The organism is Actinotalea sp. JY-7885, from assembly GCF_014525465.1.
In the GTDB taxonomy this organism is placed as follows: domain Bacteria; phylum Actinomycetota; class Actinomycetes; order Actinomycetales; family Cellulomonadaceae; genus Actinotalea.
Genome location: NZ_JACEXH010000030.1, coordinates 1 through 22,211, shown reverse-complemented (window position 1 = coordinate 22,211; position 22,211 = coordinate 1). Strand labels below are relative to the sequence as shown.

The following is a 22,211-nucleotide window of genomic DNA, read 5'->3' as shown; positions in this document are numbered from 1 at the left end:
GCGGCCGGTCGAGCAGGCGCACGGGACCTCCTGGGGGCGGTGGCGCGCGGGGGGCGCCGACGCAGGGCAGGCTAGCGGGTGGCGCGCCCGCGGGCCGCGATTGCCGCGGGCGAGCGGCGCGCGCTAGCGTCCCGACCGTGCAGCGCGCGAGCGGACGTCCGGCGGGGGTCACCCCCGACGGGCCCTGTCGCGCCTCCTGTCGGTAGAGCGCCGGCACGCGCCGGCCGGGCGTGCGTCCCCGTGTGCGGACGCCCCGGTCGACCTCCCCGCTCCCGGCGCTCGCCCCCGCAGCGGAATGATCGCCACCGCCGTGTGGTTCACCGCTGCAGCAGCGATCAACGAGATCTGTCTTCCACTCCCACCCGCCGCACGCTCGGCGACCTGCGTCCGCAGGCTCACAGACGAGGACTCCCCATGGCACGCATCCACGACGACGTCACCAAGCTCATCGGCGGCACGCCCCTGGTCCGCCTCAACCGCGTGACCGAGGGCGCCGGGGCGACCGTCGCCGCCAAGCTCGAGTTCTACAACCCCGCGAGCTCGGTCAAGGACCGCATCGGCGTCGCGATCATCGACGCCGCCGAGGCGTCCGGCGAGCTGCCCCCGGGCGGCACGGTCGTCGAGGCGACGAGCGGCAACACGGGCATCGCGCTGGCCATGGTCGGCGCGGCGCGCGGCTACGACGTCGTGCTCACGATGCCCGAGACGATGTCCAAGGAGCGCCGGGCCCTGCTGCGCGCCTTCGGCGCCGAGCTCGTGCTCACCCCGGGCTCCGAGGGCATGAAGGGCGCCGTCACCCGCGCCGAGCAGATCGCGGCCGAGCGCCCGGGCGCCATCCTGGCCCGCCAGTTCGCGAACGAGGCGAACCCGGCGATCCACCGCGCGACCACGGCGGAGGAGATCTGGGCGGACACCGACGGCCAGGTCGACATCCTCGTCGCCGGCATCGGCACGGGCGGCACCATCACCGGCGTCGGGCAGGTCCTCAAGGAGCGCAAGCCGGGCGTGCAGGTCATCGCCGTCGAGCCGGCCGAGTCGCCGATCCTCAACGGTGGCCAGCCCGGCCCGCACAAGATCCAGGGCATCGGGGCCAACTTCGTGCCGGAGATCCTGGACACGTCGGTCTACGACGAGGTCATCGACGTCGACGCCGAGACCGCCGTGCGCGTCGCGCGCGACACCGCGCAGCGCGAGGGCCTGCTCGTCGGCATCTCCTCCGGTGCCGCGATCCACGCCGCCGTCCAGGTCGCCCAGCGCCCCGAGAACGCGGGCAAGCTGATCGTCGTCATCGTCCCGTCCTTCGGCGAGCGCTACCTGACGTCGGTCCTCTACTCGGACCTGATGGACTGACGCGTGGAGCACCTCTGGCGCTTCCTGCGGGTCCTGCGCGAGGACCTCTACGCCGCTCGTCGGCGTGACCCGGCCGCGCGCACCCTGCTCGAGGTCGCCCTGGCCTACCCGGGCGTCCACGCCGTGTGGGCGTACCGGGTGGCCCACCGCATGTGGCGCGAGCCCGCGCTGCGGCTGCCCGCCCGCCTGCTCTCGCAGGCGGTGCGGGCCGCCACCGGCATCGAGATCCACCCCGCCGCGCTGCTGGGCCGACGGCTCTTCATCGACCACGGCATGGGCATCGTCATCGGCGAGACGGCTGTCGTGGGCGACGACGTCGTCCTGTTCCACGGCGCGACGCTCGGCGGCAAGGCGATGCGCCGCGGCAAGCGCCACCCGACGCTCGGCGACGGCGTCGTCGTCGGCGCGGGGGCGAAGATCCTCGGTCCCGTGTGGGTGGGCGACGGCGCGCAGATCGGCGCGAACGCGGTCGTGGTCAAGGACGTCCCGGCCGGGGCCACCGCCGTCGGGGTGCCCGCGGTGGTCCGGAGCCGTCCCGTGGCGTCCCCGGTCGTCGAGCACGTCGAGGATCCCGCCCTCTACATCTAGGCCGCGACTCAGGAGCACCCGTCCGGCGGGTGGCGCCCGCGGCGCCGGCCCCTACCCTGGCGCCTCCACGATGGCGACGGGGGACGAGATGTCGATGACGCAGGGCCGACCCCTGGGCGGCCCGCCCGGTGCCGACGAGATCCGGCGCCGGCGCGTGCTGCGCGTGCTCATGTGGCTCCTCGCGTTCGGGGTGACCGGCGCGCTCGCGGTCGCGGCGGCGCAGGGACCTGCGGCGTCCGCGGTCGCGGGCGGCTTCGCCGTCGTCCTGGCTGTCGTCGTGACGGCGACGACCACCGTGGACAGGCGACGGCGGCGGGAGGAGCTCGCGCGCACCTTCGCCGGATCGCTGCTGGCCGCTCGGGCCGGCCTCGACCAGGACGCGCTACGGACCGTCCGCGACACCGAGGGCGAGCTCGCCGCCACCCGCGCGGTCATGCGCCGGCTCCCGATGCTGAGCCTCGAGCAGGCCGTGGACATCGTCCGCTCGCTCTGAGTCCCTCTCTGCCGTGCGGCCCACGGGTGGCCGGCCCGAGGGCGCCCTGGTGGGATGGCTCCGTGCCCCCTGCCGACGTGCTGTTCGCCCCGACGGTGCGCGGCACGTTCTAGCGGGCGGTCGATCCCCGGTTCCGTGAGCACGCGATCACCGGCTCGCGTTCGGCGGGGCGCTACTCGAGGCCCGACGAGCCGACGCTCTACCTGAGCTCGTCGGTCGAGGGCGTCGGGGTCGCGATGACCGCCCACCGGGCAGCGCGGTCGGCGGCGCTCGAGATCCTCCGGATCGAGGTCGAGGCGTCCGGCATCGTCGACCTGCGGGATCGGGCCGCCCTGGAGTCCGCCGGCATCTCGCCGGCGGACGCCGCCGCCCCGTGGCAGGAGATCGCCGCCTCGGGCGGCACCCCGCCGTCGTGGACGGTCAGGGACCGGCTCCTGGACGCCGGCGCGAACGGGCTGATCGACCCCTCGCGGCAACGGCCGGGACTGTGGCACCTGGTGCTGTTCCGCTGGAACCGGGGCGAGGCCCCGACCGTCCGCGTGGCCGACGACGGCGTCCAGCCCTTGTTCTAGTTGTCGGGTAACAACTATGCTGGCTCCATGCTCTTCCGGATCGACGCCGGCTCGACCGAGCCCCTGTTCGCGCAGCTCGCCGCGCAGGTGCGCTCGGCGATCGCGCGCGGCGACGTCGCCCCGGGTGAGCGCCTGCCCTCGGCGCGCGACCTCGCCGCGTCCCTGGACGTCAACCTGCACACGGTCCTGCGGGCCTACCAGGAGCTGCGCGACGAAGGCCTCATCGAGCTGCGCCGCGGCCGCGGCGCGGTGGTGAGCGCCGACGTCGCGGTCGACTTCACGCCGCTGCAGGCCGCGGTGGCCGAGGTCGCCGCCACGGCGCGCCGGCTCGGCGTCGCCCCCGAGACCACCATCGCCCTGCTCAAGGAGGCACTCCGATGACGACCGCCGGACCCGACGCGCGCCCCGTCCTGCCCGGGCCGGTTCCGCACCGGCGCACGACGCTGATCTGGACCCTGCTCGTGCCCGCCCTCCTGACCCTCGCCGGCCTCCTGGTGGTCTGGTCCTGGCGCGGCGAGCTGCCGGACCCGGTCGCGTCGCACTGGGGCGCCGACGGCGTCGACGGGTACAGCGCGCTCCCGCCGCTCGTGCTCGGCATCGCGGCGACGACGGCGGTCTTCTGCCTGGTCATGGCCGGTGTCGGCGCCTTCGCCGGCCAGGCCGCGATGACGCGCCGCTTCGCCTGCGGCATGGCCGTGTGGTTCGCCGGGTTCATGCAGGTGACCCTCCTGGCGTCGCTCGTCGGCCAGCGTGGGCTGGCCGACGCGTCGGCCGCGCCCTCCGGCGGCGGGCAGGTCGCCCTCGGCGCCGTCGTCGTGAGCGCCGCCGCGCTGGCCGTCGCGTGCCTCGTCCCCGGTGACACGCCGCGTCCCGCGCGCTCCGTGCCGCCCGCCGATGCCCCGCGGCTCGCGCTCGGCGACTCCGAGAGCGCGGTGTGGGTGCGCCGGGCGGGGCCGCGCCACCCGGCCGCCATGTGCCTCGCCGTCGTGGCGCCGGCGCTGATCGTCGGCGCCATGACCGGGACCTGGTGGCTCTCGGGCGCGATCGCCGTGGTCGTCGGGGCGGTGGTCGCCGCGATGCTGCAGTGGACGGTCACCGTCGACCGTGACGGGCTGGCGGCACGCTCGGTGGTGCGCGCGCCCGTCCTGCGCGTGCCGTTGGACGAGATCGAGCGCGCCGACGTGGTCCCGGCGCGGCCCTTCGCCGAGTTCGGCGGGTGGGGGCTGCGCACCGGCCGTGACGGCACCACCGGGGTCGTCGTGCGCGGCGGCGACGCGCTGCGCGTCCACCGCACCGGCGGCCGGCGGGTCGTGGTCACCGTCGACGACGCCGCGACGGCCGCCGCCCTGCTCAACACCCTGGCGAGCCGGCGCGAGGTCCCGACCGACTGACCGAGGCATGGACCGGCACGGGCCACGACACCGGCGCGCGCCCTAGGGTGCGCCCCGTGCGAGCACCGGACCAGACCACCACGGCGGGCGTCGTCGCGGCGGTGGTCGGCTTCACCAGCTCGTTCGCGGTGGTCCTCGCGGGCCTGCGGGCCGTCGGGGCCACCGGCGCCCAGGCCGCCTCCGGGCTCATGGTGGTGAGCGTCGGGATGGGGCTCGCGACCGTGCTGCTCGCGCTGCGCACGCGCCAGCCGGTGACGGTCGCCTGGTCCACCCCGGGTGCGGCGCTCCTGGCCACCACCGGCGCCGTCGAGGGCGGCTGGGCGGCCGCGGTCGGCGCATTCGCCGTGTGCGGCCTCCTGCTCGCCGCCGTCGGGCTCGTCACGCCCCTCGCGGAGCTCGTCCGGCGCATCCCGGGCGACCTCGCGGCCGCGATGCTCGCAGGCGTGCTGCTGGACCTGTGCCTCGCGCCGGTCCGTGGCCTCGCGGAGGCGCCCCTGCTCGTGGCGCCCGTGGTGGTCGTGTGGGCGCTCCTGCTGCGGCTCGCGCCGCGGTGGGCCTCGCCCGCGGCCCTCGTCGCGGCCGCGGGGCTGGCCTTCACCTCCCCCGCGGTCCGCGACCTGGACGCGTCCGCGTGGCTGCCCGACCTCGTGTGGACCACGCCGGCCCTCACCGTGGCCGCCGTCGTGTCCCTCGCCGTGCCGCTCTTCGTGGTGACCATGGCGTCGCAGAACCTGTCGGGGCTCGCCGTGCTGGCCGGGTTCGGCTACCACCCCTCGCTGCGCCCCGTGCTGCTCACCACCGGCCTCGGCACGGTGCTCGTCGCCCCGTTCGGCGGACACGCGATCAACCTCGCCGCCATCAGCGCGGCGCTGGTGGCCGGACCGGAGGCCGGGCCCGATCCCGAGCGCCGCTGGCGCGCCGCCGTGACCGCCGGACTCGGCTACGTGACCGTCGGGCTCGCGTCGGCGGGTGTGGCCGCGATCGCACTGGCCGCGCCCGGGGGCCTGGTCGAGGCGGCGGCGGGCCTCGCCCTGGTCGCGACCCTCGCGGCGGCGCTGCGGGGCGCGTTCGCGACCCGGGTCGGCGTGGCGGCCGTGGCACCGGCGGTCACGCTCCTCGTGACGGCGTCGGGCCTCCAGCTCGCCGGCATCAGCTCGGCCTTCTGGGGCCTGACCGCCGGGCTCGTGCTCACGGCGCTCCTGCGGCCGCCCGCGCGTTCCTGAGACGCGCGTCTCGCCATGCGGTACGAACTCCCCGGGGCGTTGCCCTGCCGCCCGCCGCGCGCCTAGCCTCGCGACGAGGGTCTTGCCCAGCGGGCAACCCGTCTCGCATGTCGGACCGGCTCCCGCCGGGTCCGCGCGGGACCCGACCGAAGGGAGGTAGCGCCGTGCACCGTCTCCAGGACGTGTCGATGGCGCTGCCGATGATGCCCTTCGGCTGTGGCTGCTGTCTGTGCATGCCACGCGCCGGCGCCTGACGCACCGCCTCGGTTGAGCCGGTCCGTCCCGGCCCGACGACGGACCTAGGCCGCCGGCGCTCACCCCCGCTCCCCGCCCCGCTCTCCCGCGGCCCGGCGCGAGCCCTCGCTCGCGTGCCGGCAGGACCCGAGGACCCGTCATGGCGATCTCCGCCCCCACCAGCGTGCGCACCCACCCGGCCCACGGCGTCGCCGTGCGCGGCGTCGGCCGGACGTTCCCTGCCCGCGACCGTCGCGGCGCACCCAAGCCCGTCCTGGCCGACGTCGACCTCGAGCTGGTCCCCGGGGAGATCGTGGCGCTCCTGGGGGCGTCGGGCTGCGGCAAGTCGACGCTCCTGCGCCAGGTCGCGGGTCTCGACACGCCCACGACCGGGGAGATCCTCATCGACGGGCGGCCGGTCACCGGGGTCGACGCCCGCTGCGCCGTCGCCTTCCAGGAGCCGCGCCTGCTGCCGTGGCGCACGCTGGCGCAGAACGTCGCGATCGGCCTGCCGCGCGGGACCGACCGGGCCGCGGGCGCGCGCCGGGTCACCGAGCTGCTCGAGCTCGTGGGCCTCGGCGACTGCACGGGGTACCGGCCCCGCCAGGTCTCGGGCGGCATGGCGCAGCGCGCGTCGCTCGCCCGGGCGCTGGCCCGCAACCCGGGGGTCCTGGTGCTGGACGAGCCGTTCGGGGCGCTGGACGCGCTGACCCGCCTGCAGATGCAGGACCTCCTGCTCGACGTGCACGCGGCGGAGCCCACCACCGTCCTGCTCGTGACGCACGACGTCGACGAGGCGCTGTACCTCGCCGACCGCGTGGTCCTGCTCGGCCGCGCCGACAGCGCGCCCCGGTCCGCGCCGGCCGGCGTCCGCAGCGTCGTCACGGTCCCCGGCGCCCGGCCGCGCGACCGGGCCGACGCCGAGCTCGCGCTGCTGCGCGCGCGGCTCCTCGACGGCCTCGGCGTCCCGAGCCACCACGAGCCGGTCGACCCCGACCAGCACCACTCGATCTGACCCAGAGCACCACCGACCGCGCACCACCGCACCGCCGCACCACCACCCGCGCACCACCCACCCAGGCGGCCACCGGCCGCCCGCCCGTCCTGGAGAAGCCATGAGCATCCGCACCACGCTGTCCGTCACCGCGGCGACCGCTGCCGTCGCCCTGATGCTCGGCGGCTGCGCGGCCGGCGAGGGCTCCGCAACCATCGACGAGGCGCCCGAGCCGGCGGCGTCCGCCGGCGACGAGGCGTGGAGCGACGACGTCCTGACCATCGACTTCGCCACGTACAACCCGCTCAGCCTGATCATCAAGGAGGAGGGCTGGCTCGAGGCGACGCTCGGCGACGACGTCACCGTGAACTGGGTCCAGTCGGCGGGGTCCAACAAGGCCAACGAGGCGCTGCGCGCCGGCGCCGTCGACGTGGGCTCCACGGCGGGCTCCGCCGCCCTGCTCGCCCGCGCCAACGGCTCCCCGATCCGCACGATCGGCCTCTACACCCAGCCGGAGTGGTCGGCGATCGTCGTCCCCGCGGGCTCGGACATCACCTCCGTCGAGCAGCTCGCCGGCCGCTCGGTCGCGGCCACGAAGGGCACCGACCCGTACTTCTTCCTGCTCCAGTCCCTCGAGGAGCACGGCGTCGCCCTGGGCGACGTCGAGGTCCAGAACCTGCAGCACGCGGACGGCAAGGCGGCGCTCGAGTCCGGTGCCGTCGACGCGTGGTCGGGGCTCGACCCGCTGATGGCGGCGAGCGAGGCCACGGCCGGGTCGCAGCTGATCTACCGCAACATCGACTTCAACACCTACGGCTTCCTCAACGCGACGCAGGAGTTCATCGACTCGAACCCCGACCTCGCGCAGCTCGTGCTCGACGCGTACGAGCGGGCGCGCGCGTGGGCGCTGGAGCACCCGGACGAGACCGCGCAGATCCTCGCCGACGTCGCGGCGATCGACCTCGCGGTCGCGCAGAAGGTGATCCTCGAGCGCACGGTGATCGACCTCGACGTCGTGCCCGGCGACGCGCAGCGGGACGTGCTCGAGGTGGTCGGCCCGATCTTCGTCGAGTCCGGCGACGTCCGGTCCCAGGAGCAGATCGACACGGCGATCGACGAGCTGTTCGACACGCAGTTCGCCGAGCAGGCCGACGCGTCCACGATCGCGGACTGACCGGCAGCGAGCCGAGGAGCCGACATGAGTGTGCTCGGGAGCACCGGCGCGGGGCCCGCCGCGGACCAGGACCGCCGTCCGCCGCGCGCGCCGGACCTGCCGCGGGGTCCGCACGCGGGACCGCAGGACGCCGCGCCGTCCGACCCCGCCCTCGTCACGCAGCACGGGGTCGTGACGGTCGAGCGCCCGCGCCCGGCGGCCGACGGTGCGGCGCGCCGGGGCGTGGGCCGGGCCGGGCGCGTCGCGCTCTCGCTCGTCGTGCCGGTGCTCGTGCTCCTCGCGTGGTACGTCGCCACGGAGGTGACGGGGACCTTCGCGCCCCACCAGCTGCCCTCCCCCGGCGCCGTGGTCCGGGCGGGCGTCGAGCTGGCGACCTGGGAGAACGGCCCGACGTTCGGCACGCACATCCAGATCTCCGTCCAGCGGGTGCTGCTCGGGTTCCTCATCGGGTCGCTCGCCGGGCTCGGCGCGGGGGCGCTCGTGGGGCTGTCCCGGCTCGCGGACTCGCTCCTGGCCAGCACGGTCGGGGCCGTGCGGGCCGTGCCGTCGCTCGGGTGGGTGCCGCTGTTCATCCTGTGGATCGGGATCAACGAGGACTCGAAGGTCCTGCTCGTCGCGGTGGGCGCCTTCTTCCCCGTCTACACGACCGTCGCCTCGGCGCTGCGCCACGTCGACCCGCACCTGGTCGAGGTGGGCCGGGCCTACGGCCTGCGCGGACCCGCGCTGCTGCTGCGTGTCCAGCTGCCCGCGGCGACGCCCGCCGTCGTGTCCGGGCTGCGGCTGGCGCTCGCGCAGTCGTGGCTGTTCCTCGTGGCGGCCGAGCTCATCGCGTCGTCGATGGGCCTCGGCTTCCTGCTCACCGACTCGACCAACAACGGTCGGGTCGACCGCATCCTGCTCTCCCTCGTCACCCTCGCGGTGCTGGGCAAGCTGACCGACGCCCTCATCGGCGTCGCCGAGAAGAGGCTCCTGCGCCGGTGGTAGACATCCAGCCCGTCACGCTCCCCCGCCCCGCGAGCGCGTCCGACGCGATCGCGGCGCTGCTCACCGAGGACCGCGCCTACCCCGCCCCGGCGCACCTGCGCGCGAGCGCCAACGTCACCCCGGCGGACCACGCGCGCCTGGCGGCCGAGGGCGACGCCGACCACGTCGGCTTCTGGGAGCGGGCCGCCGAGCGCCTCGAGTGGGCGCAGCCGTGGCACACCGCCCACACCTGGGCGCCCGCGGTGCCCGACCCCGACCGCCCGGGTGAGCTCACCGTCCCGCGCGCCACGTGGTTCGAGGGCGGGCGCCTCAACGTGGCCGTGAACTGCGTCGACCGGCACGTGGCGGCGGGCCGCGGCGACAAGGTCGCCCTGCACGTCGAGGGCGAGCCGGGCGACCGGCGCAGCGTCACCTACGCCGAGCTCCAGCGCGAGGTCTCCCGCGCCGCGAACGCCCTGCTGGCGCTCGGCGTCGGCCGGGGCGACCGCGTCGTGGTCTACCTGCCCGTGCTGCTCGAGACCGTCGTCGTGACGCTCGCGATCGCGCGCATCGGCGCGGTCCACTCGCTCGTGTTCGGGGGGTTCTCCGCCGAGGCGGTGCGCTTCCGGCTGCAGGACACCGGCGCCACGCTCCTGGTGACGTCGGACGGCCAGTTCCGGCGCGGCGCCGCGGTGGCGACCAAGCCGAGCGCCGACGCCGCCGTCGCGGGCCTGGACCACGTCGAGCACGTCCTGGTCGTGCGGCGCACGGGCGACCTCACGCCCGACGTGCCCTGGACGCCGGGGCGCGACGTGTGGTGGCACGACGTCGTCGACGGGGCGTCCGACGTGCACGACGCCGAGGCCTTCGACGCCGAGACGCCGCTGTTCGTGATGTACACCTCCGGCACGACCGGCAAGCCCAAGGGGCTGGTCCACACGGCCGGCGGCTACCTCACCCAGGCGGCGTGGACGCACTGGGCGGTCTTCGACGTCCGCGAGGACGACGTGCACTGGTGCACCGCGGACCTCGCGTGGGTCACCGCCCACACCTACGAGATCTACGGACCGCTCGCGAACGGCGTCACGCAGGTGATCTACGAGGGCACACCCGGCACGCCGCACCCCGGACGGCACTGGGAGATCATCGAGCGCTACGGCGTCACGACCTACTACACGGCCCCGACCCTGATCCGGACCTTCATGACGTGGTACCCGGACGGCCTGCCCGACACCTGGGACCTGTCGAGCCTGCGGCTGCTGGGCACGGTGGGCGAGTCCATCAACCCCGAGGCCTGGGTGTGGTTCCACGAGCAGGTCGGCCGCGGTCACGCCCCGATCGTGGACACGTGGTGGCAGTCGGAGACGGGCGCGGCGATGATCGCCCCGCTGCCGGGGGTGAGCACGCTGAAGCCCGGGTCGGCGACGCGTCCGCTCCCCGGCATCTCGGCGAAGGTCGTGGACGAGCGCGGCGAGCAGGTCGCGCCCGGCGCCGGCGGCCTCCTCGTCCTGGACCGCACCTGGCCGGGCATGGCCCGGACCGTGTGGGGCGACCCGGAGCGCTACCGCGACGCCTACTGGTCGCGCTTCGCCGCGCAGGGCTACTACTTCGCCGGCGACGGCGCCCGCTACGACGCCGACGGCGACATCTGGCTGCTGGGCCGGGTCGACGACGTCATCAACGTCTCCGGGCACCGCCTCTCGACGATCGAGATCGAGTCGGCGCTGGTGGCCCACCCGCTGGTCGGCGAGGCGGGCGTGACGGGCGTCGACGACCCGACCACCGGTCAGGCCGTGGCGGCGTTCGTCATCCCGGCGCGCGCCCCGGCCGCGGCGGCGGACGCGGCCGCCTGGGTCGCGTACGCGGCCGACGTCGCCGCGGCGCTGCGCACGCACGTCGCGCGCGAGATCGGGCCGATCGCCAAGCCGCGGGACGTCGTCGTCGTGCCGGACCTGCCCAAGACGCGCTCGGGCAAGATCGTGCGCCGCCTGCTCGCCGACCTCGTCGCCGGCCGCGCCCTGGGCGACGTCACCTCGCTGCAGGACCCCGGCGCCCTCGCCCGCATCCAGGCCGTGCTCGCCGCCCGGCACGCGCCCCACACCCACGCGCACGCCCACCCGAAGGAGACGGTCCAGTGACGGACACCCCGCAGGCACCCACGAGCGACCGGCGCTGGGGGTTCCGCACGCGCGCCCTGCACGCGGGCGGCGTCCCCGACGCCACGACCGGCGCCCGCGCCGTGCCGATCTACCAGACGACGAGCTTCGTCTTCAGCGACACGGCCGACGCGGCGAACCTCTTCGCGCTCCAGAAGTACGGCAACATCTACTCGCGCATCGGGAACCCGACGGTGGCGGCGCTCGAGGAGCGCATCGCCTCGCTCGAGGGCGGCATCGGCGCGGTCGCCACCGCGTCGGGCATGTCGGCGGAGTTCATCACCTTCGCCGCGCTCGTCGGCGCGGGCGACCACGTCGTGGCCGCCGCCTCGCTCTACGGCGGCACGGTCACCCAGCTCGACGTCACCCTGCGGCGCTTCGGGGTCGCGACGACGTTCGTCCCCGGCACCGACCCGGCCGACTACGCGGCGGCGATCCGGCCGGAGACGAAGGTGGTCTACGCGGAGGTCGTCGCGAACCCCTCGGGCGAGGTCACCGACATCGCCGGCCTCGCCGAGGTGGCGCACGCCGCGGGCGTCCCCCTGGTCATCGACGCGACGCTCGCGACGCCGTACCTGTGCCGCCCGATCGAGCACGGGGCGGACGTCGTCATCCACTCGGTCACGAAGTTCCTGGGCGGGCACGGCACCACGCTCGGCGGCGTCGTCGTCGAGAGCGGGCGCTTCGACTGGGGCAACGGGAAGTTCCCCCAGATGACCGAGCCGGTGGCCTCGTACGGGGGCGTCTCGTGGTGGGAGAACTTCGGCGAGTACGGGTTCCTCACCAAGCTGCGCTCCGAGCAGCTGCGCGACATCGGACCGGCGCTGTCCCCGCAGTCGGCGTTCAACCTCCTCCAGGGCGTCGAGACCCTGCCGCAGCGCCTCGACGCGCACCTGGCGAACACGCGCGCCGTCGCGGCGTGGCTCGAGGCCGACCCGCGGGTCGGCTACGTCAACTGGGCCGGCCTGCCCTCCCACCCGCACCACGAGCGCGCCGCGCGGTACCTGCCGGCGGGGCCGGGCGCGGTGTTCGCGTTCGGCCTGCGCGGCTCGGACGACGTGCCGGGCCGCGACGCCGGGCGACGCTTCATCGAGTCGCTCCAGCTCGCGAGCCACCTGGCCAACGTGGGCGACTCGCGCACCCTGGTCATCCACCCGGCGTCGACCACGCACCAGCAGCTCTCGCCCGAACAGCTCGAGGCCGCCGGCGTCCCGGCGGACCTGGTCCGCATCAGCGTCGGACTGGAGGACGTCGAGGACATCCTCTGGGACCTCGACCAGGCCCTGGACGCCGCGGTGGGTCCCGCCGTCGCGCCCGTCCCCACGGAGGTCCCCGCATGAGCCTCGAGCCACCGGCCGACGCCGTCGCCTGCGCCCTGCCGGCGCCCGCCCCGACCGCCCGCACGTGGGCAGGGCCCAGCGCCGCCGAGCGCCTGGCGATCCTGCGCCGGACGCGGTCGATCGCCCTCGTCGGCGCGTCGGCGAACGCCTCGCGCGCGAGCTACTTCGTCGCGACGTACCTGCTGTCGTCGTCGCCCTACGACGTGTACTTCGTCAACCCGCGGGCGACCGAGATCCTCGGGCGCCCGGTGTATCCCTCGCTCGACGCCCTGCCCGTGGTGCCCGACCTCGTCGACGTCTTCCGCCGGCACGACGACCTGCCGAGCGTCCTGGACGAGACGGTCGCGGTGGGGGCGCGGACGCTGTGGCTCCAGCTCGGCTCCTGGCACGAGGACGTCGCCCGGCGCGGCGAGGCCGCGGGTCTGGACGTGGTCATGGACCGGTGCGTCAAGATCGAGCACGCGCGGTTCCACGGCGGGCTGCACCTCGCGGGCTTCGACACCGGGGTGATCAGCTCCCGGCGGGCGCTGGGCTGAGTGGTCAGCGCGGCGCGTCGTCGCGGTCGTCGTCCGGCCACCACAGCGCACGGCGCACCGCCACGTGGCGCGCCTCGCCGTGCCCGAGCAGCGGGCAGCCCTCGGCCGCGAGCCGGTCGAGGGCCTCGCCCCGCAGGTGGGCGGGCGGCAGGCCCGACGCGTTGACCACCCGCCACCAGGGCAGGTCCGCGCCGGCGCGCGCCATGACCCGCCCGACCTGGCGAGGGCCGCCGCGTCCGAGCGCGTCCGCCAGGACCTCGGCGACCGTCCCGTAGGTGACCACGCGCCCGGCGGGCACCTGCGCGACGAGGTCGAGCACCGCCTCGAGGTAGTCGTCGTCCACGGGGCGTCAGTCGCGGTGGATGAGGATCAGCGCGCGGTCGTCGCCCTCCCCCGCGCGGACGCCGGCGAGGACCGCGTCGGCGCCGCCGGTCCGGGTCGAGACGATGCGCTCGGCCTGGCCCATGAGCCGGTCGATGCCCAGCTCGACGTCGGAGCCCGGGGACTCGATGAGGCCGTCCGTGTAGACCATGAGCGTGTCCCCCCGCTCCAGCTGCCCCTCGTGCACGGCGAAGACCGGCGCCCGCACGACCCCCAGCGCGGGCCCCCCGGAGGTGTCGACGGTCTCGATCCGGCCCGAGCCGGCGTGCAGGTGGACCGCCGGCGGGTGGCCCGCGGTGGAGATCCAGAAGCGGCCGGTGTCGAGGCGCACGGCCACGTGGACCGCCGTCGCGAAGCCCTCCTCCCAGGCCTGCGCGAGGAGGTAGTCGTTGGCCGCCGGCAGGAACATCTCGCGCGGCATCGCGCCCAGCAGCCCGCCGAAGGCGCCCGACAGCAGGAGCGAGCGCACGCCGGCCTCCTGGCCCTTGCCGGAGACGTCGACGAGGACGATCTCGAGCTGCAGGTCGTGCTGGCTCCGCGCGGCGACGACGAAGTCGCCCGAGAACGCCTCCCCGTAGGCGGAGCGCACGAGGCTGTCGACCCGCCAGCGCTCGGGCAGGGGCGGGATGCGGCCGTGCTGCACGAGCCGGTCCCGCAGGTCGACGAGCATGAGGTCGCTCGCCGCGCCCTGCAGGCCCCGCCGCTCCCGGGACCGGACGAAGGCCAGCCCGCAGGCGATGGCCAGGACGAGCACCGCGAGCTCTCCCGGGGCGAGACGCACGCGTCCGGTGAGCTCGAGGGCGGCCACCTGCACGGCGACGGCCACGCAGAGCACCACCATCGCCCGCAGGCGGAGCACGAACACGCCGAGCAGGATGACGAAGAGCATGACGCCGGGCGGGACCCACCGCGGCTCGACGATCATCCCGGCCGCCGCCAGGCCCGAGGCGGCGACGAGCGCGGCTCCCGAGAGCACCTGGCGGCTCAGGGGCGCCGAGCGGCGCGGGGCGCGCAGGCGCCGCAGGCGGCGCGGGGCACCGGCACGGGTCCGCCTCGTCCGTGCCACCGGGCGTGGCGCTGCGGCGAGGCTCACGGGGCGAGGCTACCGAGCGCGGGCCCCTCGCGGCCCTCCCGTGCCGAAACGGGGTGACCCGGGCGCGCCGCGCGGCCAGGATGGGGCCGTGAACTCACCCGGCTCCGAGCCCACCGCGCCCCGCACCGGCCCCACGGCCACCACGGCCGTGCGCCCGTCCCCCCTGCCCGGCGGCTACCGGCTCGTGGACGTCACCGCGGAGCGCCGCGAGGAGATGCTGACGCTCGACGCGTGGGCGTTCCCGACGAGCATCGAGGCGCAGACGCACACGTGGCCGACGCCCCTGACCTGGGAGCGCACGCGCGGCATCGAGACGGACGACGGTGAGCTCGTGGGCCTCCACGCGTCCTACCCGTTCACGACGTTCCCGGTCCCCGGTGCGCGCACGCCGGTCGCCGGCCTGACCTGGGTGGCCGTCCACCCGGCGCACCGGCGACGCGGCCTGCTGCGCGCCATGATCGCCGACCACGTGGGCCGCAGCCTCGCCCGTGGGGAGGCCGTCTCGGCGCTCACGGCGGCCGAGCCGGCCATCTACGGACGGTTCGGGTACGGCATGGCGATGAGGCGGCTGGCGCTCACCATCCCCCGCGGCGCCGCGCTGCGCGACGTCCCGGGCTGGCGGGACGTGCGCGTCCGCCTGGAACGTCTCGACCCCGAGCGCCACGACGCGCTGGTGCACCGGCTCCACGGCGCCGTCGAGCGCCCGGGCTGGGCGACACGGGACACGCCGGAGCTGCGCCGCGTCTTCCTCGACGACCCCGAGCCCCTGCGGGACGGCGCCGAGACGCTGCGCATCGCCGTCGCCGAGCGCGAGGGCGAGCCGGTCGGGTACGCCATGTTCCGGCGCACCCCGGTCAGGGACCCCGCAGGCCCGCGGGGGCGCGTCGACGTCCGCGAGATCATGGCGGCCGAGCCCGCGGCGGCACGGGCCCTGTGGGGCGTCCTGGTGGATCTCGACCTCATGGCGACCACCGAGGCGCATCACCTGCCCGTGGACGACCCGATCGCGGACCTGCTCGTCGACCTGCGGGCGGCGCTCCCGCGCACGCCGGACCACGTGTGGGTCCGGGTGCTCGACGTCCCGGCCGCCCTCGCGGCGCGTCGGTACGCCGCGCCCGTCGACGTCGTCCTGGAGGTGACGGACGACCTCGTCCCCGCCAACACGGGCCGGTGGCACCTGCGCGGCGACGCCGAGGGCGCCGAGGTGGCACCGGCGTCGCGGGACGCCGACCTGGCGCTGGACGTCCGCGAGCTCGGGACCGCCTACCTGGGCGGCACGAGCCTGGCTGCCCTCGCCGGCGCCGGCCTGGTCGCCGAGCGACGCCCCGGCTCGCTGGCGCCGACCGCCACGGCGTTCGGCTGGCCGCTCGCGCCCGGGTGCAGCTGGGGCTTCTGAGCGGCCGCGCCGGCGTGGGCGTCAGGCCTCGTAGGCCGCCAGCTGGTCGATGCGGCGCTGGTGGCGCGGGTTGCCGCTGAACGGCTCGGCGAGGAACGTCTCGACGATCGCCGTCGCGTCGTCCACGGAGTGCTGACGCGCGCCGATCGCGACCACGTTCGCGTCGTTGTGCGCGCGGGCGAGGGCGGCCGTCTCGGTGCTCCACGCGAGGGCCGCCCGCACGCCACGCACCTTGTTCGCGGCGATCTGCTCGCCGTTGCCGGAGCCGCCGATGACGATGCCGAGACTGCCCGGTTCGGCGACGACGGCCTCGCCCGCCGCGAAGCAGAACGACGGGTAGTCGTCCTCCGCGTCGTAGACGTGGGCGCCGTGGTCGACGACGTCGTGGCCACCCGCGCGCAGGTGCTCGACGAGGTGCGCCTTGAACTCGAACCCGGCGTGGTCGGCGGCGATGTGGATGCGCATGGCGCCATCCTGCCAGCACGCGCGACCGCCGCGGGCCGCTCGCCTAACCTGGGGCGATGACCACCCCTCAGGACACCGAGACCCTGCGCAGCGGGATCGACCGCGCGGCGCTCGACCCCGCCGTGCGCCCCCAGGACGACCTCTACCGCCACGTCAACGGCCGGTGGCTCGCCGAGCACGTGATCCCCGCCGACCGCGCGGCCGACGGCGCCTTCCGCGCACTGCACGACGAGGCCGAGGAGCAGGTCCGGGCGATCATCGAGGAGCTCGGCGCGAGCGTGGCCGCCGGTGGCGCGGTCACGGGCGCCGCGGCCCAGGTCGGCGCCCTGTACGCGAGCTTCATGGACACCGAGACCGTCGAGCGCCTCGCGCTCGAGCCGCTCCGCGAGGAGCTGGCGGCGATCGACGCCGCGCCGGACCGCGCCGCGCTGACGACCCTGCTCGGTGAGCTCCAGCGCACCGGCGGTGCGGGCGCCGTCGGCTTCTGGGTCGACAACGACGCCAAGGACCCCGACCGTTACGTCGTGCACCTCACGCAGGGCGGTCTCGGCCTGCCCGACGAGGCGTACTACCGCGAGGAGCAGTACGCGCCGGTGCGCGAGAAGTACCGCGCGCACGTGGCGCGCATGCTGCGGCTCACGGGCCTCGAGGCGGGCGCCGCGGAGGCCGGGGCGGACGACGTCGTCGCGCTCGAGACGGACCTCGCCGGCGCCCACTGGGACGTCGTGCGCGACCGCGACGCCGACCTCACGTACAACCCCATGACCCTCGCCGGGCTCGTCGAGCGCGCGCCGGGCTTCGACTGGACCGCCTGGGCGGCCGCGCTCCGGGTGCCGAGCAGCGCGTTCGACCAGCTCGTCGTGCGCGAGCCGGACTTCGCCGAGGGCTTCGCGCGCCTCTGGGCCGACGCGCCCCTGGACCGCTGGCGGGCCTGGTTCCGCTACCACCTCGTCAGCGCCCGCGCCCCCTACCTGCACGACGCGGTGGTGCGCGCGAACTTCGACTTCTACGGCACCGTCCTCAGCGGCACGACCGAGCTGCGCGACCGCTGGAAGCGCGGGGTCTCGCTCGTCGAGGGCGCGCTGGGCGAGGCCGTCGGCCAGGTCTTCGTCGAGCGCCACTTCCCGCCGGCGCACAAGGAGCGCATGGTCGAGCTGGTGGCGCACCTCGTCGAGGCCTACCGCGAGTCCATCACCGGCCTGGACTGGATGGGTGAGCAGACGCGCGCCAAGGCGCTCGCGAAGCTCGAGGCGTTCACGCCGAAGATCGGCTACCCCGACCGCTGGAAGTCCTACGAGGGCCTCGAGCTCACGGCCGACGACCTGCTGGGCAACGTGCGCCGCTCCTACGCGTACGAGCAGGACCGGGAGCTGCGCAAGATCGGCCGGCCCGTCGACCGCGACGAGTGGTTCATGACGCCGCAGACGGTCAACGCCTACTACAACCCCGGCATGAACGAGATCGTCTTCCCCGCCGCGATCCTCAAGCCGCCGTTCTTCGACCCCGAGGCCGAGGACGCCGTCAACTTCGGTGGCATCGGCGCCGTCATCGGTCACGAGATCGGGCACGGGTTCGACGACCAGGGCAGCAAGTACGACGGCGCCGGCCGCCTCGAGGACTGGTGGACCGAGCAGGACCGCACCGAGTTCGACAAGCGCACCCGCGCCCTCGTCGAGCAGTACGCGGCCTTCAGCCCGGAGCAGCTCGACGCGGGGCACCACGTCAACGGCGCGCTCACGGTCGGGGAGAACATCGGCGACCTCGGTGGCCTGTCGATCGCGCTCAAGGCCTACCGCATCGCCCTCGGGCGCCCGCTCGAGGAGGCGCCCGTGATCGACGGCCTCACCGGCGTGCAGCGCGTGCTGCTCGGCTGGGCGCAGGTGTGGCAGAGCAAGATGCGCGACGAGGAGATGGTGCGCCGGCTCGCGACGGACCCGCACTCTCCCAACGAGTTCCGGTGCAACGGCGTCGTGCGCAACCTCGACGAGTTCTACGCCGCGTACGACGTGCAGCCGGGCGACGCGCTGTACCTCGCCCCCGAGGAGCGCGTCCGGATCTGGTGAGGCGCCGCGCTCCCGCCGGCACGTCCGGCGGGAGCGCGCCCGGCTCGGCCGGCGAGGACGGCGCGCTCCGTCGGAGGGCGGGCGTCCGTCAGAAGAACTGCGCGCCCGCGCGGGCGAGCGAGAACCCGTCGCCGGTCGGGTTGTGGCGGCAGAAGACCCCGTTGCGCGAGCTCAGGCAGGTCATCTCGCCGATGGTCGAGCCCTGTCCGTAGTCGAGCATGGGCGTGCCCTCCGGCGGTGAGGGCGGCGAACCCTCCACGCACGCGAAGCGCGGGTCCTGGCCCACGACGACCTCGAGCACGTTCCCGGCGGTGCCGGTGCAGCCCTCGGGGAGGTCCGGCGCGGGGTAGGTGAAGCTGAAGATCGTGCACGTCGCCGACGTGTCGGTCATCGAGCACCAGATGTTGCCGCTCGGCAGGGTGAACGCGGGCAGGGCCTCGACGTCCTCCGGCTCCTCCGGCGCACTGGCCTCGGGCGTGGTCTCGGGCTCGACGCTCGCTGGCGAGGGCTCCGGCTCCGCGACGGGCTCGCCGCCGCCGCCTCCTCCCGACATCGCCAGCAGGATGAAGAACGTCACGACCAGGATCACGTCGACGACGACGAACGTCGTCAGTCCCGGACCCAGGCCACGGCGAGCCCCGCCCGCCGCGGGCGACCCGTCCGCCATCGTGCTCCTCGCTGCCGGTCCGACCTGATCGACCATCGGTCGACACGGCAGCATGCCACGGCCGAACGGGTGAACGCGACACGCCCCGACGCCGGCCCAGGGCGCTCCCGGGACCGCGCCGGGGCGCGCCGCGGTCCGTCAGTCGAAGATCGGCCCCTGCGTCCGCGAGCGCTTGAGCTCGTAGAACCCCGGGACGCCGGTGACGAGGACGAAACCGTCCCAGAGGCGGCCGGCCTCCTCGCCCTTGGGCGCGGGAGTCATCACCGGACCGAAGAAGGCGGCCCCGTCGATCGAGATCACGGGCGTGCCGACGTCGTCCCCGACGAGATCGATCGCGCGCTGGTGCGAGGCGCGCAGGGCGTCGTCGTACTCGTCGGTGTCCGCCGCGGCGAGAAGCTCGGCCGGCAGGCCGACGTCGTCCAGGGCCTCGGCGACGACGGCCATGCGCTCGCCGGCGCGCCCGCCCGGGTGCAGGCGCGTGCCGATCGCGTCGTACAGCGGCTTGACGACGTCCTCGCCGTGCGCCAGGCGCGCGGCGGTCACGACGCGGACCGGTCCCCACGCCGCGTCCATCGAGCGCCGGTAGGACTCGGACAGGTCGCGGCCCTCGTTGAGCACCGCGAGGCTCATGACGCTCCACCGCACGTCGACGTCGCGCACCCGGGTGACCTCGGTCATCCAGCGCGACGTCATCCACGCCCACGGGCAGACGGGGTCGAACCAGAACTCGGCGGTGGTCATGCGGCTCCTCGTGGTCGGGGTCGTGCTCGTCCAGGGTCTGGCGGCCACCGCACTCTGGCCCAGCGGTGCGCGCGCCGCCAACCGAGGTGCCGGCGCCGGGGCGTGGCCCGGCGGGCCCAGCGCGGCGTGAAAGGATCGCGGCAGCACCGGGCCGGCCCTGCGCCGGCCACCGCCCGCCGCCGGAAGGACCCACCACCGTGCCCGCTGAGAACCTCACCCGCGCCGAGGCACGAGAGCGCGCCGGCCTCGTCCGCGTGCACTCGTACGACGTCGCCCTCGACCTGACCACCGGTCCCCGGACGTTCGCCTCCACCACCGTGGTGCGGTTCGCGGCGACCCCCGGGGCGGCGACCTTCCTCGACCTCATCGCGCCCACCGTGCACGAGGTCGTGCTCAACGGCCGGTCGCTCGACCCGGCCGTCGTGGTCGCCGACTCGCGGATCGCGCTCGAGGGCCTGGCGGAGGAGAACGAGGTGCGGGTCGTCGCGGACTGCGCCTACATGAACACCGGTGAGGGCCTGCACCGGTTCGTCGACCCCGTCGACGACGAGGTCTACCTGTACTCGCAGTTCGAGGTCGCGGACTCGCGCCGGGTCTTCGCCGTCTTCGAGCAGCCCGACCTCAAGGCCACCTTCGCCTTCGCCGTGACCGCACCGGCGCACTGGACCGTGATCTCGAACTCGCCGACGCCCGAGCCCCTGCTGCTCACCGGCACCGACTCGCCCGTGGCGCGCTGGTCCTTCGCCCCGACGCCGCGGATCTCGAGCTACATCACCGCGATCGTCGCGGGGCCCTACCACCGTGAGGACGGCGAGCTCACGAGCAGCGACGGGCGGACCATCCCGCTCGGCGTGCTGTGCCGGGCGTCGCTCGCGCAGTACCTCGACACCGACAACATCCTCGACGTGACGCGCGCAGGCTTCGCGTTCTACGAGCAGGCGTTCGGGATGCCCTACCCCTTCGCCAAGTACGACCAGATCTTCGTCCCGGAGTTCAACGCCGGCGCGATGGAGAACGCGGGGGCGGTGACGTTCCTCGAGAACTACGTCTTCCGCTCCAAGGTGCCGGAGGCGACCGTCGAACGCCGCGCGGTGACGATCCTGCACGAGCTCGCCCACATGTGGTTCGGCGACCTCGTGACCATGCGCTGGTGGGACGACCTGTGGCTCAACGAGTCCTTCGCCGAGTACGCCTCGACCCTCGCGGCGGCCGAGGCGACGCGCTGGACCCAGGCGTGGACGACGTTCTCCTCGCTCGAGAAGTCCTGGGCGTACCGCCAGGACCAGCTGCCGTCCACGCACCCGATCGTCGCCGACATCCGCGACCTCGAGGACGTCGAGGTGAACTTCGACGGCATCACCTACGCCAAGGGCGCCTCGGTCCTCAAGCAGCTCGTGGCCTGGGTGGGCCAGGAGCAGTTCCTGGCCGGTGTGCGCGCGTACTTCGCGAAGCACGCGTGGGGCAACACCGAGCTGCGGGACCTGCTCACCGAGCTCGAGGCGACGAGCGGCCGCGACCTCGCCCCGTGGTCCGCGCTGTGGCTGGAGCGGGCCGGCGTGACGCTCCTGCGGCCCCAGGTCGAGACGGACGCGGACGGCGTCATCAGGTCCTTCGCGGTCCTGCAGGAGGTGCCGGCCGAGCACCCCGTCCAGCGTCCGCACCGCCTGGCGATCGGCGGCTACGACCTCGTCGAGCAGCCCGACGGCGCCGTCGTCCTCGAGCGCACGCTGCGCGTCGAGCTCGACGTCGACGGCGAGCGCACCGAGGTCCCCGAGCTCGTCGGCCAGGAGCGCCCGGCCCTGATCCTGGTCAACGACGACGACCTCGCGTACGCCAAGGTGCGCCTGGACCCGGCGTCGCTGGAGCTGGCGACGGCGCACCTGCACTCGTTCACGGACTCGCTGCCCCGCACGCTCGTGTGGAGCGCCGCCTGGGACATGGCGCGCGACGGCGAGCTCGGTGCCCGTGACTTCGTGGCGCTCGTGCTCGCCAACATCGCGCACGAGACGGACTCCTCGGTCGTGCTGGTGCTGCTGCGCCAGCTCACCACCGCGCTGGACCTGTACGTCGCCCCCGAGCACCGTGACGCGGTCGGGCGCGAGGCGGCCGACCGGCTGCTCGCGCTCGCGCGCGCCGCCGCACCGGGCAGCGACACCCAGCTCCAGCTGCTCAAGGCCTTCGCCGCCCGCGCGGCGACGCCCGCACAGCTCGACGCGGTGGCCGCGCTGCTCGACGGCAGCGCAGCGCTCGACGGGCTGACGATCGACACCGACCTGCGGTGGGAGCTGCTCACGAGCCTGGCGGCCGGTGGCCGCGCGGGTGAGCCGGAGATCGCGGCCCAGCTCGCGGCGGACGCGACGGCGACCGGCGAGCGCGCCGCGGCCGCGGCCC

At 75.1% G+C, this 22,211-nt stretch carries 20 protein-coding genes and 1 pseudogene; 16 read left to right on the top strand and 5 right to left on the bottom strand.

Annotated features, from left to right (window positions below; translation table 11 throughout):
* Nucleotides 1-414: 414 nt before the first annotated feature.
* From cysK to IDM29_RS04675, 13 genes and pseudogenes are all read left to right on the top strand, one after another.
* Entirely contained in the window at nucleotides 415-1,350 is a 936-nt protein-coding gene (cysK, locus tag IDM29_RS04735) for a cysteine synthase A (RefSeq protein WP_188037252.1), read from the top strand.
* Nucleotides 1,351-1,353: 3 nt separating this feature from the next.
* Complete coding sequence (gene epsC / locus IDM29_RS04730; RefSeq protein WP_188037251.1) at nucleotides 1,354-1,938, top strand: serine O-acetyltransferase EpsC; 585 nt, start codon at nucleotides 1,354-1,356, stop codon at nucleotides 1,936-1,938.
* Nucleotides 1,939-2,008: 70 nt separating this feature from the next.
* Nucleotides 2,009-2,431: a hypothetical protein gene (locus IDM29_RS04725; RefSeq protein WP_182113508.1), complete on the top strand. Its 423-nt coding sequence runs from the start codon at nucleotides 2,009-2,011 to the stop codon at nucleotides 2,429-2,431.
* Nucleotides 2,432-2,574: 143 nt separating this feature from the next.
* Nucleotides 2,575-3,003, top strand: a pseudogene (locus IDM29_RS04720) (RES family NAD+ phosphorylase); the annotation flags it as partial.
* Between the two features lie 27 nt (nucleotides 3,004-3,030).
* The gene (locus tag IDM29_RS04715; RefSeq protein WP_182113506.1) at nucleotides 3,031-3,384 is read left to right on the top strand and encodes a GntR family transcriptional regulator; all 354 of its coding nucleotides are present in this window, start codon (nucleotides 3,031-3,033) and stop codon (nucleotides 3,382-3,384) included.
* Nucleotides 3,381-4,394: a DUF1648 domain-containing protein gene (locus IDM29_RS04710; protein ID WP_182113505.1), complete on the top strand. Its 1,014-nt coding sequence runs from the start codon at nucleotides 3,381-3,383 to the stop codon at nucleotides 4,392-4,394. The genes IDM29_RS04715 and IDM29_RS04710 overlap by 4 nt, the downstream gene beginning before the upstream one ends.
* A 56-nt stretch (nucleotides 4,395-4,450) precedes the next feature.
* Nucleotides 4,451-5,617, top strand: coding sequence for a benzoate/H(+) symporter BenE family transporter (locus IDM29_RS04705; RefSeq protein WP_182113504.1), 1,167 nt, complete (start codon nucleotides 4,451-4,453; stop codon nucleotides 5,615-5,617).
* A gap of 394 nt (nucleotides 5,618-6,011) precedes the next feature.
* A complete protein-coding gene (locus IDM29_RS04700) occupies nucleotides 6,012-6,866 on the top strand; it encodes an ABC transporter ATP-binding protein (protein ID WP_188037250.1) in 855 nt (284 codons plus the stop codon).
* Between the two features lie 100 nt (nucleotides 6,867-6,966).
* Nucleotides 6,967-8,019, top strand: coding sequence for an aliphatic sulfonate ABC transporter substrate-binding protein (locus IDM29_RS04695; protein WP_182113502.1), 1,053 nt, complete (start codon nucleotides 6,967-6,969; stop codon nucleotides 8,017-8,019).
* A gap of 24 nt (nucleotides 8,020-8,043) precedes the next feature.
* Nucleotides 8,044-9,003 carry an ABC transporter permease gene (locus tag IDM29_RS04690; RefSeq protein WP_188037249.1) on the top strand — a complete coding sequence of 320 codons (960 nt, stop codon included), beginning with the start codon at nucleotides 8,044-8,046 and terminating at the stop codon, nucleotides 9,001-9,003.
* Nucleotides 9,004-9,005: 2 nt separating this feature from the next.
* Nucleotides 9,006-11,120, top strand: a complete 2,115-nt coding sequence (gene acs, locus IDM29_RS04685; protein WP_375372396.1) for an acetate--CoA ligase — start codon at nucleotides 9,006-9,008, stop codon at nucleotides 11,118-11,120.
* Nucleotides 11,117-12,478: an O-acetylhomoserine aminocarboxypropyltransferase/cysteine synthase family protein gene (locus IDM29_RS04680; RefSeq protein ID WP_182113500.1), complete on the top strand. Its 1,362-nt coding sequence runs from the start codon at nucleotides 11,117-11,119 to the stop codon at nucleotides 12,476-12,478. The genes acs and IDM29_RS04680 overlap by 4 nt, the downstream gene beginning before the upstream one ends.
* Nucleotides 12,475-13,014: a CoA-binding protein gene (locus IDM29_RS04675; protein ID WP_182113499.1), complete on the top strand. Its 540-nt coding sequence runs from the start codon at nucleotides 12,475-12,477 to the stop codon at nucleotides 13,012-13,014. Before IDM29_RS04680 ends, IDM29_RS04675 begins: the two co-directional genes overlap by 4 nt.
* A 4-nt stretch (nucleotides 13,015-13,018) precedes the next feature.
* Here IDM29_RS04675 and IDM29_RS04670 read toward each other — a convergent pair whose 3' ends face one another.
* Together IDM29_RS04670 and IDM29_RS17625 are read right to left on the bottom strand one after the other, a co-directional pair.
* Complete coding sequence (locus IDM29_RS04670) at nucleotides 13,019-13,357, bottom strand: MGMT family protein (protein ID WP_182113498.1); 339 nt, start codon at nucleotides 13,355-13,357, stop codon at nucleotides 13,019-13,021.
* A gap of 6 nt (nucleotides 13,358-13,363) precedes the next feature.
* The gene (locus IDM29_RS17625) at nucleotides 13,364-14,488 is read right to left on the bottom strand and encodes a PP2C family protein-serine/threonine phosphatase (RefSeq protein WP_188037248.1); all 1,125 of its coding nucleotides are present in this window, start codon (nucleotides 14,486-14,488) and stop codon (nucleotides 13,364-13,366) included.
* Between the two features lie 88 nt (nucleotides 14,489-14,576).
* On the opposite strand from IDM29_RS17625, the gene IDM29_RS04660 reads away from it, so the two are divergent.
* Nucleotides 14,577-15,884, top strand: coding sequence for a GNAT family N-acetyltransferase (locus IDM29_RS04660; protein WP_255491807.1), 1,308 nt, complete (start codon nucleotides 14,577-14,579; stop codon nucleotides 15,882-15,884).
* Between the two features lie 21 nt (nucleotides 15,885-15,905).
* Here the strand turns inward: IDM29_RS04660 and IDM29_RS04655 are convergent, their stop codons facing one another.
* Nucleotides 15,906-16,349: a ribose-5-phosphate isomerase gene (locus IDM29_RS04655; protein WP_188037247.1), complete on the bottom strand. Its 444-nt coding sequence runs from the start codon at nucleotides 16,347-16,349 to the stop codon at nucleotides 15,906-15,908.
* Nucleotides 16,350-16,405: 56 nt separating this feature from the next.
* Here IDM29_RS04655 and IDM29_RS04650 point away from each other — a divergent pair, with 56 nt between their 5' ends.
* The gene (locus tag IDM29_RS04650; RefSeq protein ID WP_188037246.1) at nucleotides 16,406-18,412 is read left to right on the top strand and encodes a M13 family metallopeptidase; all 2,007 of its coding nucleotides are present in this window, start codon (nucleotides 16,406-16,408) and stop codon (nucleotides 18,410-18,412) included.
* Between the two features lie 88 nt (nucleotides 18,413-18,500).
* Here the strand turns inward: IDM29_RS04650 and IDM29_RS04645 are convergent, their stop codons facing one another.
* Both IDM29_RS04645 and IDM29_RS04640 read right to left on the bottom strand, forming a co-directional pair.
* Nucleotides 18,501-19,079: a hypothetical protein gene (locus IDM29_RS04645; RefSeq protein ID WP_182113494.1), complete on the bottom strand. Its 579-nt coding sequence runs from the start codon at nucleotides 19,077-19,079 to the stop codon at nucleotides 18,501-18,503.
* A 138-nt stretch (nucleotides 19,080-19,217) separates the two neighbouring features.
* Nucleotides 19,218-19,820, bottom strand: coding sequence for a DsbA family protein (locus tag IDM29_RS04640; RefSeq protein ID WP_182113493.1), 603 nt, complete (start codon nucleotides 19,818-19,820; stop codon nucleotides 19,218-19,220).
* A 197-nt stretch (nucleotides 19,821-20,017) separates the two neighbouring features.
* Between IDM29_RS04640 and pepN the strand changes: the two genes are divergently transcribed.
* Nucleotides 20,018-22,211 (top strand): aminopeptidase N (gene pepN, locus IDM29_RS04635; protein WP_188037245.1); only part of this gene is annotated, 2,194 nt, incomplete at its 3' end.